At 61.5% G+C, this 12,909-nt stretch carries 10 protein-coding genes; 7 read left to right on the top strand and 3 right to left on the bottom strand.

Translation table 11 applies throughout. The features are described 5' to 3' along the window. Positions 1–44 precede the first annotated feature (44 nt). On the bottom strand, positions 45–719 hold the full coding sequence (locus HCN50_RS31405) for a Crp/Fnr family transcriptional regulator (RefSeq protein ID WP_171713786.1): 675 nt from the start codon (positions 717–719) through the stop codon (positions 45–47). Positions 720–1,024: 305 nt separating this feature from the next. Here HCN50_RS31405 and HCN50_RS31400 point away from each other — a divergent pair, with 305 nt between their 5' ends. The 6 genes from HCN50_RS31400 to HCN50_RS31375 all read left to right on the top strand — a co-directional run bounded on the left by HCN50_RS31400 (position 1,025) and on the right by HCN50_RS31375 (position 8,282). Next, the gene (locus HCN50_RS31400; protein WP_171713754.1) at positions 1,025–1,846 is read left to right on the top strand and encodes an ABC transporter ATP-binding protein; all 822 of its coding nucleotides are present in this window, start codon (positions 1,025–1,027) and stop codon (positions 1,844–1,846) included. Continuing rightward, positions 1,843–3,774, top strand: coding sequence for a long-chain fatty acid--CoA ligase (locus tag HCN50_RS31395; RefSeq protein ID WP_171713753.1), 1,932 nt, complete (start codon positions 1,843–1,845; stop codon positions 3,772–3,774). Before HCN50_RS31400 ends, HCN50_RS31395 begins: the two co-directional genes overlap by 4 nt. Before the next feature lie 148 nt (positions 3,775–3,922). Further along, a complete protein-coding gene (locus tag HCN50_RS31390; RefSeq protein WP_171713752.1) occupies positions 3,923–4,816 on the top strand; it encodes a branched-chain amino acid ABC transporter permease in 894 nt (297 codons plus the stop codon). A 5-nt stretch (positions 4,817–4,821) separates the two neighbouring features. Continuing rightward, a complete protein-coding gene (locus HCN50_RS31385) occupies positions 4,822–5,895 on the top strand; it encodes a branched-chain amino acid ABC transporter permease (RefSeq protein WP_171713751.1) in 1,074 nt (357 codons plus the stop codon). Between the two features lie 58 nt (positions 5,896–5,953). Further along, complete coding sequence (locus HCN50_RS31380) at positions 5,954–7,234, top strand: ABC transporter substrate-binding protein (protein ID WP_171713750.1); 1,281 nt, start codon at positions 5,954–5,956, stop codon at positions 7,232–7,234. A 208-nt stretch (positions 7,235–7,442) separates the two neighbouring features. After that, positions 7,443–8,282, top strand: coding sequence for an ABC transporter ATP-binding protein (locus tag HCN50_RS31375; RefSeq protein ID WP_171713749.1), 840 nt, complete (start codon positions 7,443–7,445; stop codon positions 8,280–8,282). A 17-nt stretch (positions 8,283–8,299) separates the two neighbouring features. On the opposite strand, the gene HCN50_RS31370 is transcribed toward HCN50_RS31375, so the two are convergent. After that, positions 8,300–9,460, bottom strand: coding sequence for an AGE family epimerase/isomerase (locus HCN50_RS31370; RefSeq protein ID WP_171713748.1), 1,161 nt, complete (start codon positions 9,458–9,460; stop codon positions 8,300–8,302). A gap of 95 nt (positions 9,461–9,555) precedes the next feature. Between HCN50_RS31370 and HCN50_RS31365 the strand changes: the two genes are divergently transcribed. Further along, positions 9,556–10,782 (top strand): phenylacetate--CoA ligase family protein, encoded by a 1,227-nt coding sequence (locus HCN50_RS31365; RefSeq protein WP_171713747.1) that lies wholly within the window; start codon positions 9,556–9,558, stop codon positions 10,780–10,782. A gap of 146 nt (positions 10,783–10,928) precedes the next feature. Here HCN50_RS31365 and HCN50_RS31360 read toward each other — a convergent pair whose 3' ends face one another. Continuing rightward, complete coding sequence (locus tag HCN50_RS31360) at positions 10,929–11,741, bottom strand: hypothetical protein (protein ID WP_171713746.1); 813 nt, start codon at positions 11,739–11,741, stop codon at positions 10,929–10,931. Positions 11,742–12,909: the final 1,168 nt, after the last annotated feature.

Genomic DNA, 12,909 nt, shown 5'->3' with positions numbered 1-12,909 from the left:
CAAGTCTATCGCCAAAGCCCCTTTGAAATCAGGCTGTTAGGCGCCTAATCACCGTGGTTACGCAGCCGTTCGAGTTCGATGATGGTGACGCCGCCATATTCGAGCCGCAGCAGGCCTTCCTTCTCCAGCCGCTTCAAGCACTGGTTGGCATTCTGTCGCGAAATACCGGATAGCGCTCCGATTTCTTCCTGGGTGATCTCGAGATGGCGCGTCATGTCCGGATAGAGAATCGGGTTGAACAGCGAGGCGATGGAGCGCGCGACGCGGCTGGTTGCTTCGAGCGTGCGGCCGTGTTCCACCGCGCCGATGAACTGGCCCAGCCGCTCGTTGAGCTGCCGGACCAGGAAGCGGTTGAAGGCGACGCTGTTCTCGAACAGCCAGAAGAAGGTGGCGCGATCCATCAGCGCCAGCCTCGTATCCCGCAGCGCGACCACGTCATAGCGGCGCGGCTCGCCCTTCAGCATCGAGCCCTCACCGAACCAGGCGCCGGCGGTGAGGCCGGCGAAAGTCGCCGCCTTGCCGCCGCTCGACACGGTACTCATCCGGGCAAGGCCCGTGACGATCCCGGTCCAGTAGTCGAAGGGATCGCCGCGCATGAAAATAAACTCGTTGGCGCGATAGGATTTCTCCACGATGCCGGCTCGGGCAGCCTCGATTTCCCGCTCGTTCAGTTCACGCGACCAGGCCGCGATGCGCTTGAGGTATTCCGCAGCAATCATGATCGCATCGACCGTCGCGTCCCCGTCGACTTCCTTGCTGCACCGCAACAGAAGTAGCCTGGCAAATTTTCCCGACGATTGTCAGGCAAAAGACATTTCAAACTATCGCATTGCCCTAAGGAGGGCCACCTCGGCCGGTGCGCCCCATGGCGCGCTGGTCGGGGTGCGGCGTTACCACGCGTGATGCCAGCCGCGGTCGACATCGTTAGTCGGATGGCCGGAAGGTCACTGCGGATGTAAGATTGCGGGTGCAATTGCGAACGATAGATAAAGAGCGCGGCAAGCGCCTTATCTGGAGGGAATGAGTGGCTCATACGTTGGAAGTGCGCGGCGTGTCGCTGCGCTTCGGCGGCGTCCGTGCGCTGACCGAAGTCTCATTCGGCGTGAACGAGGGCGAATTGTTCTCGATCATCGGCCCGAACGGCGCCGGCAAGACCTCAATCGTCAATTGCATTTCCGGCCGCTACAAGCCGACCGAGGGCCAACTGTTCTACCGCGGCAAGGACATCACCGGCCTCAATCCGAACGCGCGGCCGGGGCTCGGCATCGGCCGAACCTTTCAGAATCTGGCGCTGTTCCACCATATGAGCGTGCTCGACAACATCATGGTCGGCCGCCATCACCTCCTGAAGAACAACTTCATTACCGGCTCCCTGTACTGGCTGACCGGCGCCCGGCGCGAAGAACTCGAGCACCGCCGCAAGGTGGAAGAGATCATCGACTTCCTCGACCTGCAGTCGGTGCGCAAGGCGACCGCCGGCACCCTGCCCTACGGCCTGCGCAAGCGCGTCGAACTGGCCCGCGCGATGGCGCTGGAACCGCAACTGATCCTGCTGGACGAGCCGATGGCCGGCATGAACTTCGAGGAGAAGGAGGACATGGCGCGCTACATCGTCGATCTCAACGAAGAGTTCGGCATGACCGTCATGATGATCGAGCACGACATGGGCGTGGTGATGGACATCTCCCACCGCGTCATGGTGCTGGATTTCGGCCGCAAGATCGCCGAGGGCGATCCGGCCTCGGTCCTCGCCGATCCCCATGTGAGGCGCGCCTATCTCGGCGAGGAGGACGAGATCCTCGTCGATCCCGATGATACGCCGGCGCCTCGGGAGAGCGCGGCATGATGGACTACGCCGGACGCGCCGCCCAAGCCGATACCTTTCCAAAGCTGCTGCGTCTCAACGCCAGAGAGCACGGCGGCGAGATCGCCTTGCGCGAAAAGGATTTCGGGTTGTGGCGTGTCTTCACCTGGAACGATTACCAGACGCGCGTGCATGATTTCGCGCTCGGCCTGATCGAACTGGGCCTTAAGCGCGGCGACGTCATCGGAATCATCGGTGACAACCGCCCGGACTGGGCGGCGGCGGAAATCGCAACGCATGCGATTGGCGCGATGAGCCTTGGCCTTTATCGTGACGTGCTGGACGAGGAAGCGGCCTATCTGCTCAGCTACGGGGAAGCCAAGCTGGTATTCGCCGAAGACGAGGAGCAGGTCGACAAGCTGCTGGCGCTGGCCGATCGTGCGCCCGACCTCAAGCACATCGTCTATTCCGATCCGCGCGGCATGCGCAAATACGACGATCCGCGTCTGATGGAGGCGGAAAAGCTGGCCGCCATGGGCCGCGAGCGCGCCGCGCGCGAGCCTGGCAGCTACGACCGGCTGGTCGATGCGACAAGCGGCGAGGACGTCGCGATCCTCTGCACGACTTCGGGCACGACGGCGAATCCCAAGCTGGCGATGCTGGCGGCGGGACGCCTCCTCAAGCATTGCGCGACCTATCTGGCGTTCGACCCGAAGGGGCCGGACGACGAATATGTCTCGGTGCTGCCGCTGCCCTGGATCATGGAGCAGGTCTACGCGCTCGGGAAAGGGCTGCTCTGCCGGATGAAGGTCAACTTCGTCGAAGAGCCCGAAACCATGATGCACGATTTCCGCGAGATCGCGCCGACCTTCGTGCTGTTCGCGCCACGGCTCTGGGAATCGATCGCCGCCGACGTGCGGGCCGGGGTCATGGAGTCCTCGCCGCTGAAGCAGAAGCTCTTCGACATCGGCATGAGGACCGGGCTTTCGGCGCTGGCGCAGGGCAAGCATTCGATATTTGCCGATCAGCTCCTGTTCCGCGCGCTGCGCGACCGCCTCGGCTTCACGCGGCTGCGGTCGGCGGCCACCGGTGGCGCGGCGCTCGGACCTGACACCTTCAAGTTCTTCCAGGCGATGGGCGTGCCGCTGCGCACGCTCTATGGCCAGACCGAACTGCTCGGCGCCTACACGCTGCATCCTGCCGGCAAGGTCGATCCTGATACGACCGGCGTGCCGATGGCCGATGACATCGAAATCCGCATCGACAATCCGGATGTCAACGGCGTCGGCGAGATCGTCGTCCGCCACCCCAACATGTTCCTCGGCTATTACAAGAATCCTGAAGCATCAGTCGCCGATATCAAGGACGGCTGGATGCATTCCGGCGACGCCGGTTATTTTAACGATCAGGGCCAGCTCGTCGTCATCGACCGCATCAAGGATCTCGCTGAGACCTCGCGCGGCGAGCGCTTCTCGCCGCAATATCTGGAAAACAAGCTGAAATTCTCGCCTTACATCGCCGAGGCGGTGGTGCTCGGCGCCGGCCGCGACACGCTGGCGGCGATGATCTGCATCCGCTACTCGATCATCTCGAAGTGGGCGGAGAAGAACCGCATCTCGTTCACGACCTATACCGACCTCTCCTCGCGCCCCGAGGTCTATGCGCTGCTGCGCAAGGAGGTCGAGGGCGTCAACGCCACGCTGCCGCCGGCGCAGCGCATCTCCCGCTTCCTCCTGCTCTACAAGGAACTCGACGCCGACGACGGCGAGTTGACCCGCACCCGCAAGGTCCGCCGCAGCGTCATCAACGAGAAATACGCCGACATCATCGACGCGATCTATGCCGGCAAGAGCGACATTCCGGTCGATACCGTAATCCGCTTCCAGGACGGCACTACGCAGCGTATTCGCACCACGCTGCGCGTGATCGATCTCGGTGGGCCCGCGCCGATGGCGGAGGCCGCGGAATGAGGATGAAGTTTGCCGGCGGCGCCTCAAAACTGATCGTCATGCGCGGGCTTGACCCGCGCATCCATCCGCTTCGGAAAAAGTGCTTCTTCAGGCGATGGATCGCCGGGTCAAGCCCGGCGATGACAGCTTGCACGTCTGGTGACTTCGCATGAACACCCAGCTCCTCATCCAGCTCCTCGTCAACGGCCTAGTGGTCGGCACGCTTTATGGCGTGGTCGCGATGTCGTTCGTGCTGATCTACAAGGCGACGCAGGTCGTGAACTTCGCGCAGGGCGAATTGCTGCTGATCGGAGCATGGGTTTGCTGGTGGCTGCTCACCAAATATCAGGTGCCGTTCTATCTGGGCATGCCGATCACGTTGGTGTTCATGTTCCTGTTCGGCATCGCGATCCAGATCGTCATCCTGCGCCCGATGATCGGCGAGCCGATCATTTCCGTGATCATGGTGACGATCGCGCTGTCGACGGTGTTTTCGGCGCTGATGAAGTGGATGTTCGGCGTCAACCTGCAGCCGTTCCCGCGCATCTTCCAGACGCAGAACGTCAATTTCCTTGGCCTGCAGGTGCAGACCGTCTATCTGATGAGCCTTGCGGTATCGGTCGCGATGATGATCGGGATGGCGTGGTTCTTCCGCCTCTCCAAATACGGCCTTGCGATGCGCGCCACCGCCTTCAACCAGCAGGTCGCACAGTCGCTCGGCATATCAGTGAAAAGCGTGTTCGCGATGGCCTGGGCGATCTCGGCGACCGTCTCCGCCGTCGCGGGTGTCGTCGTGGCCGTCGTCAATGGCGTCTCGGCCGGGCTCTCCGCCTATGGCGTCAAGGTGTTTCCGGCGGCGATCCTGGGCGGCCTCGACAGCGTCGGCGGCGCGGTGCTCGGCGGCATCATCATCGGCCTATTGGAAAACGTCGCGCACTTTCTCGACAGCGAATATCTGCACTGGGGCAATCTCTACGAGATCGCGCCGTTCTACGCGCTTATCATCATTCTCATGATCAAGCCGTACGGCCTGTTCGGCACCAAAGATATCGAGCGGATCTAAACATTATGGCAGGCCAGACCCTCATCCCCGCCGGCGATTTCCGCACCACCTACGCGGCGGATACCACCGTGTTTCCGACCCCGACCAGCCGCAATGCGATGATCGCGGGCATCGTGCTGGTCTGCTTTGCGCCGTATGTCGTCAGCGCCTACGTCCTTAGTCTGTTGATCCAGATCGGTATCTTCGCCATTGCGGCCATCGGCCTCAACATCGTCGTCGGTTTCACCGGTCAGATCTCGATTGGCCACGCCGCGTTCTTCGGCTTCGGCGCCTTTACCTCGGCCTATCTCTCAAACCAGTTCAGCATCCCCGTGTTCTTCTGCATTCCGCTCGCGGGTGTGGTCACTGCCGCGGTCGGCCTGATCTTCGGCCTGCCCGCCGCGCGGCTGAAGGGGCTTTATCTGGCGATCGCCACGCTGGCGGCGCAATACATCCTGCTTGATTTCTTTGCGCGCGCCGAATGGTTTACCGGCGGCAGCGTTCCCGCCAGCGCCGAGCCGTTCTCGCTCTTCGGCTACACGCTGCGTGGCGACAGGCAATACTTCTATGTCGTGCTGGCTTACGTGATCGTCTGCTATCTCCTGGTCACCAACCTGATCCGTTCGCGTGACGGACGCGCATTGGTCGCCGTGCGCGACCATTATCTGTCCGCCGAGATCATGGGCATCAACCTGACAAAATACCGGACACTGTCGTTCGGGCTTGCCGCCTTCTTTGCCGGGGTCGGCGGTGCGCTCTATGCGCATTACAATCAGGTAGTTTCCAACGAGGGTTTTGGCATCGACCGTTCGATCATCTTCCTGGCCATGATCATCATCGGCGGGCTCGGCTCGATCATGGGCACGCTGATGGGCACCGCGTTTATGGTGCTGCTGCCGGAATCGATGGAATGGCTCAGCGTCGCGCTGCGCGACAGCCCGATCGATCAATTTCTCGGACTAAAGAATAACATCGCTTTCTTGCGCGAGATGGCCATCGGCGTGATCATCATCGTCTTTCTGGTGTTCGAGCCGGACGGACTCGCGCATCGATGGCGGCAGATCAAGGCATACTGGAAACTCTACCCGTTCTCGCATTGAGGTCGGAACGGGACGGACAACGAGAAGACCTCGAGAAGTAACCGGGAGGACTATGTCCATGACGATGAAGACACTGTTGAGCACAGCCTCGCTCGCTTTGCTGTTGGGTTCTACCGCGGCATCGGCCCAGGCGCCGATCTCCTTGGGGCATCTCGCCGACTATTCGGGACCGACCTCGGACGTTGGAACGCCGTTCGGACAGGGTGTCGCGGATACCTATGCGTGGATCAACAAAAGCGGCGGTATCAACGGCGCGAAGGTCAATGTCGACACCGTCGATTACGGCTACCAGGTGCCGCGTGCCATCGCCCAGTACAAGAAATGGTCTGGCGCCGACAAGGTCGCTGCCATTCTCGGCTGGGGCACCGCCGACACCGAGGCACTGACGGGCTTCTTGGCTCAGGACAAGATCCCCGACATCTCGGCCTCCTATGCCGCAGCACTCTCCGATCCGACCGGCGCCGGCGGCAAAGCCAAGCCCGCGCCCTATAACTTCTTCTATGGCCCGAGCTATTCGGACGCGCTTCGCGGCATGCTGACCTGGGCCGCCGAGGACTGGAAGGCCAAGGGCAAGTCCGGCAAGCCGAAATACGTCCACATGGGCGCCAACCACCCCTATCCCAACGCTCCGAAGGCGGCAGGTGAAGCGATTGCCACCGACCTCGGGTTCGAAGTGCTGCCGCCGATCGTGTTCGCGTTGACGCCCGGCGACTACAGCGCGCAATGCCTGACGCTGAAGAGTTCGGGCGCCAATTACGCCTATCTCGGCAACACCGCGGGCTCCAATATCTCCGTGCTCAACGCCTGCAAGGCAGCCGGCGTCGACGTTCAGTTTCTCGGTAACGTCTGGGGCATGGATGAGAACGCCGCCAAGGCTGCCGGTACTGCCGCCGACGGCGTGGTGTTTCCGCTGCGCACCGCGATCGCCTGGGGCGGCAACGCGCCCGGCATGAAAACGTTCACGGAGATCTCGAAGATGTCGGACGCGGCCGGTACCGCCTATCGTCCCGTGCACTACCTCGCCGGCGTCTGCACCGCGCTCTACATGAAGGAAGCGGTCGAGTGGGCGGCCAAGAACGGCGGCGCTACCGGCGAGAACGTCAAGAAGGGCTTCTACCAGAAGAAGGACTGGGTGCCGGCCGGCGGCGAAGGCATCTGCAATCCCTCCACCTTCACCGAAACGGATCACCGCGGCACGCTGAAGGTCGATCTCTATCGCATGAAGGTTGCCGGCGCGACCGACGCCCCGCTTAGCGATCTCGTCAAGAACGGCGCCATCAAGATGGAGAAGGTGAAGACGATCGACCTGCCGCGCAAGCCCGACTGGCTGGGTTGGTGAGGTCAGGAGGCGGCAGTAGACGCCTCCCACTCAACTGTCATCCTCCGCGAAAGCGGGGGATCCAGTACGCCGCAGCCACCTCGGTCGATCGCAGGCGGCTCTGGAATGCTGGATCACCCGCTTCAGTGCGCAATTGCGCACAAGGCGGGTGATGACGGCGATGGGTGGAGTGAAAGCGCGCTCCACTACTAACGCCAGGATGAAGAACATGACTGAAGCAACCGAACTCAACCGCCCTGCGAAGACGACCGCGCAAGCCGCTCCGCTGCTCAGCGTGCGCAACATCGAGGTAGTCTATGACAAGGTCATCCTGGTGTTGCGGGGCTTAAGCCTCGAGGTGCCGAAGGGCGCGATCGTGGCGCTGCTCGGCGCCAACGGCGCCGGCAAATCGACGACATTGAAAGCGATTTCCGGCCTGCTCAAGACCGAGGACGGTGAAGTCATTCGCGGCGAGATCCTGTTCGACGGCGAGCGCATCAACGGCATCGATCCCGACAGAATCGTCCGCCGCGGCATTTTCCAGGTGATGGAGGGACGCCGCATCATCGCCGACATGACGTCGATCGAAAACTTGAAGCTCGGCGCCTTCACCCGCACCGACAATGAGATCACCGACGATATCGACATGGTGTTCAGATATTTCCCGCGTCTGAAGGAGCGCACCGGGCTTGCCGGCTATCTCTCCGGCGGCGAACAGCAGATGCTGGCGATCGGCCGAGCGCTGATGGCGCGGCCTAAGATGATCCTGATGGACGAGCCGTCGATGGGCCTGTCGCCGCTGCTGGTCAAGGAAGTCTTCTCCATCATCAAGGAAATCAACCGCGACCTCGGCGTCACCATCCTGCTAGTGGAGCAGAACGCGCGCGCGGCGCTGTCGGTCGCGAGCCATGGCTACATCATGGAACAGGGCAAGGTGGTGCTCGACGGCACGGCCGACGAATTGCGCGACAATGAGGACGTCAAGGAATTCTACCTCGGCGGTGCCGGTGACCAGCGCAAGAGCTTCAAGAACCTGAAAAGCTTCAAGCGACGAAAGCGGTGGCTGTGAGCGCCATCCATCTGGCTCTAAGCGAGCACCTGCTCCGCTTCCGTGACTGCGCAGAGAACATGATAGAACGAAGACGCAGGAATGGTAGCGACCAGCGAGTTGCCCTCGCGGTCGAACTGGTCGTACCAGCCGCCTGCCACGGGGTGGCTGAGGTAATGCCGTTCAAGCCGCGCCAACGCCGCGCGCGCTTCATCCGCAGCCCCCGCCTCGCCCGACTCGGCCTGCGCGATCCACGCTTTTGCAATTTCGGTCTGCGGCCACAGCCGGCGCGTGTGCCGCCGGATATTGCCGTTGGCGTCACCCTCGTCGATCAGGCATCCCGTCGCGGCATCGCGATAGCGCAGCGCGGTTGCCAGCAATTCGCCGCGGTAGCGCCCCGTGGGGCAACCGGTGATGCGCTCAAAGCCTCTGAGCAGCCATGCCCACTCCGCCTGGTGCCCCGGTTCGACGCAGATAGGCTCGATCTTCGACCAGTCTTCCTCGAAATATTCGCCCAGCACCTGTCGCGGCTTGTCGTAGAGGTTGGCCAGAAACAGGCTGAAGAAGTTGCCGGCCCGGTTCTGGAACACAAGATCATGTGTTGCGTCGAACGCGGCAATCATCGCCTCGAACAGATGCATCTGCGGGTTCTGCCGGCGCGGCAGCGAAATCGGCAATCCTTCGTGGACCCCACCATGTGGCGAGCGCAGTTGCGTCTCGACAAAGTGGCACAATGCGTCGATCTCGGTGCGGATCTGCGCATCGCGATCAAGACCGTAAACGGCAGCAAGGGCGAGCAGGATAAAGGCGTGGTCGTAGGAATCGCGCAGCGGGTCCAGCGTGGCGCCGTCAGGCGCCAGCGTGTGGACAAAGCCCGGTCTGCCGTCGGGAGCCTTTGCCTTCGCCAGAAGATGCTCAAGCCCCTTGAGCGCGATCGCGCGGCCCTCGAGATACCAGCCCATCTGCGCGGCCTTGGCGTAGCAATAGATCTGACGGGCCTGCACGAAGACCCGGCGCGGCGCCATCGCATCGGCGCGGCCATCCGGACCAAGCCGATCGATAAAGCCGCCCGCCTTGTCGTCCCAGCCTTCGGTCGACCACAGCGGCAAGCAGTGCTCAACAATGCGAAGCTTCAGCTTGGCAACGATATCGGCCGAAACCGCGCCATCTTCTGCCGCAGCGGTATGTCCTTCAGCCATTGCGCCCCCTAGAACACGAGCAATACCGGTAGCCGCCGTCTGATAGCACGGCGACGGCGGCACGCAATCGGCCCCTTGTTGCGGAATCCTCAGTCATGACCGATCACTACGATGCCCTTGAAACCCGCGAGCCGGCCAAACGCGAGGCGGAGCTGTTTTCACGCCTGCCGGACGTGCTGCGCAAGGCGCTGGCCGCACCGGCCTATGCCGAGCGGCTGAAGGGCATCGATCCCGGTTCCGTGACCAGCCGTGCCGCGCTGGCGCGCCTGCCGGTGCTACGCAAGTCGGAACTCCCTGCCCTGCACAAGGCCGCACCGCCCTTCGGCGGCTTCGTGGCGGGGCCGCCTGGATCGTTCGGACGGCTGTTCACCTCGCCCGGCCCGATCTTCGAGCCCGAGCCGGTTCACGCCGACCCCTGGCGGGGCGCACGGGCGCTGTTCGCGGCCGGCTTCCGGCCCGGCGACGTCGTGCTCAACACCTTCAGCTATCATCTGACGCCCGGCGGCTTCATCTTCGACGCCTCGGCGCGGGCACTGGGCTGCGCGGTCATCCCGGCCGGCCCCGGTAATACCGAGCAGCAGTTCGAGCTGATCGAGGCCTATCGTCCGATCGGCTATAGTGGCACGCCCGATTTCCTCAAGATCCTGCTTGATGCGGCCGCAAGCGCAGGCCGCGACCTTTCCTCGATCAAGCGCGCGCTGGTTTCCGGCGCGGCCTTTCCGAAATCGCTGCAGGACGAAGTCAAGTCGCGCGGCATCGACGCCTACCAGGCGTTCGGCTCCGCCGATCTCGGCCTGGTCGCGTTTGAGACCTCGGCGCGCGAAGGCATGGTCGTCAACGAGGATCTGATCATGGAGATCGTGCGGCCCGGCACCGGCGATCCGGTGGCATCCGGCGATGTCGGCGAGATCGTCGTCACGTCGCTCGATCCGCATCACCCCTGGATCAGGCTTGCGCTCGGCGATCTCAGCGCAACGCTCCCGGGGGCGAGCCCGTGCGGGCGCACCAACATGCGCATCAAGGGCTGGATGGGCCGCGCTGACCAGACGACCAAGATCAAGGGCATGTTTGTCCGGCCCGAGCAGATCGCCGAGATCGGCAAGCGCCATCCCGAACTCGGACGGCTCCGCCTCGTGGTCACGCGGTCCGGCGAGACAGATGTGATGACGCTGAAGGCGGAGTCGGCATTGGCTGGCGGGACGCTACAGGGCGAACTCGCGGCAACGCTGCGCGCGGTGACGAAGCTCGGCGGCAATGTCGAATTGGTCACTGCAGGTTCGTTACCTAACGACGGCAAGGTGATTGCGGACGAGCGCACCTGAGCGATTTATCAAGAGGCGACTGGACAATACCTCCTTATGTTTTCAATAACTTACACATTTCATCTTGTGATTTTGCTCGCATATCTTGCATCGCCGATTTCTTCAACCGTCATGATGAAGGTTCTATGGTATTAAAACACCTCCAGCTACTGTTCCTCCGCGGACAGCGTCTGCTGCAAACGCGGAGGCGGTTTCGATTCAACAACCCGAGGTCTATCGAGCTGTTCGGCCGCTTTCAGGCTGAACAGACGTTTTAGTGCCCGGTCGATGCCTGCATCGAAACGTTCTTCAATATCTAAATCGGCCATCAATCGTTCGTTGGTGAGGAAGTTAGCGGCCGTCTCGGCGTAGCAATCCGATTTCGGCTGACGCTTCCGCACCATTGGCAAAAGCACACCATCTACTTCCTCCTTCAGCGCGACGATCCACTGCGTGGCAGTTTCGTAGGCATCGCCAGGCACCTTTTCCTTGAGGTGTTCTTTAAATTCCTTCGGCAGGAAGTCGACGATCATGGATACGCTAGACTTGCTCCGATCGCGGTAAAGAGCACAACTGAAGGCCATGAGGCGCTGATAATCGTCGAGCGCGTGCGGCCGCAATTCAGACGACCCATTTGTCAACCGGTACATCGTTATTTCCTGATTCTTGTCCATGAGCGGTGGCGGCTGATCCCACAGGACCGCATTTTCGACACGCTCGAGGGCCGCTTGAGTGTCAAAGCGCCGCTTGTCTCGGATTCGCCGTTTGCGCCACATGAAGGAAGCGACTGATTGAATGCAGTCCTCTTGAAGTGGCCCTCGCGGCTGGTACTGATCGATCAGGTCACGATGAAGTTTTTCGAATTCTGCGGAATTCTCCCAAGGAAACAGCTCCATACGGGAGAAGCCCCCGTGTTTCAGCGCGTTCGGCTTTCTATATCGACTCGGCGAGTCACTTTTTTTCTTTACCCCCGCGACCATTTGTAACTCCGCAAATTTTCATCTCGAGCAAGAGCGGCAAGATGCTTTGAGCGAGACCTTTCACGTGGCTTCTTCGACAAAGCGTGGTGAATGGTGATGCGTTTTAGAATGATGTAGGCGCCCCGATACCGCTTGCCTGCTTGAACATGCAATCTAGGCGGACTTGTCCGCTCATTGATCCTTGCGCGTTACCGCCACTTCGCTTTCCACAGACTTTTTTCTAGCCAAACTGTCGCCTTCTTCGCCGCTGCCCGAATCTCATCTGCAAGATAATCATCTTCGGATCTCCGGATGATTTGCCGGCAAAAAAGCATTGGCCAGGAGTTTCGAAACGTACCTGGCTGCTTGGCGAGCTCGAACATATGCCTCCGTAAGAGGCCTGCAGGTCGGCTAACTCCCCCTGAACCGCCTTCAGCTCGCGCTCAACGCCGGCTCGGCGGAAGTTACGATGTCACCGTTTCGGGCGATCCGGTCTAATCCTGCTTTCGTCCTTCGTCTAGCAAAGCCTTCCCATAGGGCGATGAGAAATTCGAAGCAGCAACCATCAGCCAGCATAATCGATCTGTCGAGCGTGCTTCATCTTGCGCAGAATGTCAGAGGTCGCCGGGTTTATAGATTTTTCTCGAAACGAGGCGACAACTTCTGGGCATGTGCCTCGCAGCAGTCTGCGGCGACTCTTAGTATGTGCAATCCGGACGTGCCCGTGCCAGCTTCGCTTCGGACCTGCCGCGGTCGATGGCGCGCAGGATCATGAAGCGCTCATGCACAATTGACGGGCGATTTGCCCGCTTGCAGGTAAAGGCCTCGTCCTCCTGAGCCAGGAGACACTCCGCTTCGGTTTGGCCCTTTCCGAGAGATTGCGCAATGCAGGTCCGGCGCGCCTGGAGCGGCCTTGCATCACCACCCGCCGGTCAAGAATGAGGAAACGACGTTTAGCGGCACTCATTGCCCGCGTCCTTTCTTGGCAGGTGGCGGCGGGCCGGGTGGCGCTGCTGCATTCGATCCTTGGAGACTATCCACCCGAGCGGAAAGCCCGCCCAGCTGTTCCGAAAGCAGCTTACGCTGGCCTTGCTCAGCCGATATCTGTCGCTGTAGACCGCTGATCTGTTCCGCGGCATGTTGCTGTGCTGCCTGGAGCTCTTGGATCGTTTGCTGGAGATTGGCCACA

Origin of the sequence: Bradyrhizobium archetypum (genome assembly GCF_013114835.1) — a bacterium.
Lineage (GTDB): Bacteria > Pseudomonadota > Alphaproteobacteria > Rhizobiales > Xanthobacteraceae > Bradyrhizobium > Bradyrhizobium archetypum.
This window is presented reverse-complemented; position numbering and strand designations above follow the sequence as displayed.

What these genes read in the sequence shown, in the direction of transcription:
- HCN50_RS31360 (WP_171713746.1), bottom strand. Translation starts at nt 11,741, where the DNA reads ATGGTCGCGGGGGTAAAGAAAAAAAGTGACTCGCCGAGTCGATATAGA.
- HCN50_RS31395 (WP_171713753.1), top strand. Translation starts at nt 1,843, where the DNA reads ATGATGGACTACGCCGGACGCGCCGCCCAAGCCGATACCTTTCCAAAG.
- HCN50_RS31370 (WP_171713748.1), bottom strand. Translation starts at nt 9,460, where the DNA reads ATGGCTGAAGGACATACCGCTGCGGCAGAAGATGGCGCGGTTTCGGCC.
- HCN50_RS31405 (WP_171713786.1), bottom strand. Translation starts at nt 719, where the DNA reads ATGATTGCTGCGGAATACCTCAAGCGCATCGCGGCCTGGTCGCGTGAA.
- HCN50_RS31365 (WP_171713747.1), top strand. Translation starts at nt 9,556, where the DNA reads ATGACCGATCACTACGATGCCCTTGAAACCCGCGAGCCGGCCAAACGC.
- HCN50_RS31375 (WP_171713749.1), top strand. Translation starts at nt 7,443, where the DNA reads ATGACTGAAGCAACCGAACTCAACCGCCCTGCGAAGACGACCGCGCAA.
- HCN50_RS31385 (WP_171713751.1), top strand. Translation starts at nt 4,822, where the DNA reads ATGGCAGGCCAGACCCTCATCCCCGCCGGCGATTTCCGCACCACCTAC.
- HCN50_RS31380 (WP_171713750.1), top strand. Translation starts at nt 5,954, where the DNA reads ATGACGATGAAGACACTGTTGAGCACAGCCTCGCTCGCTTTGCTGTTG.
- HCN50_RS31390 (WP_171713752.1), top strand. Translation starts at nt 3,923, where the DNA reads ATGAACACCCAGCTCCTCATCCAGCTCCTCGTCAACGGCCTAGTGGTC.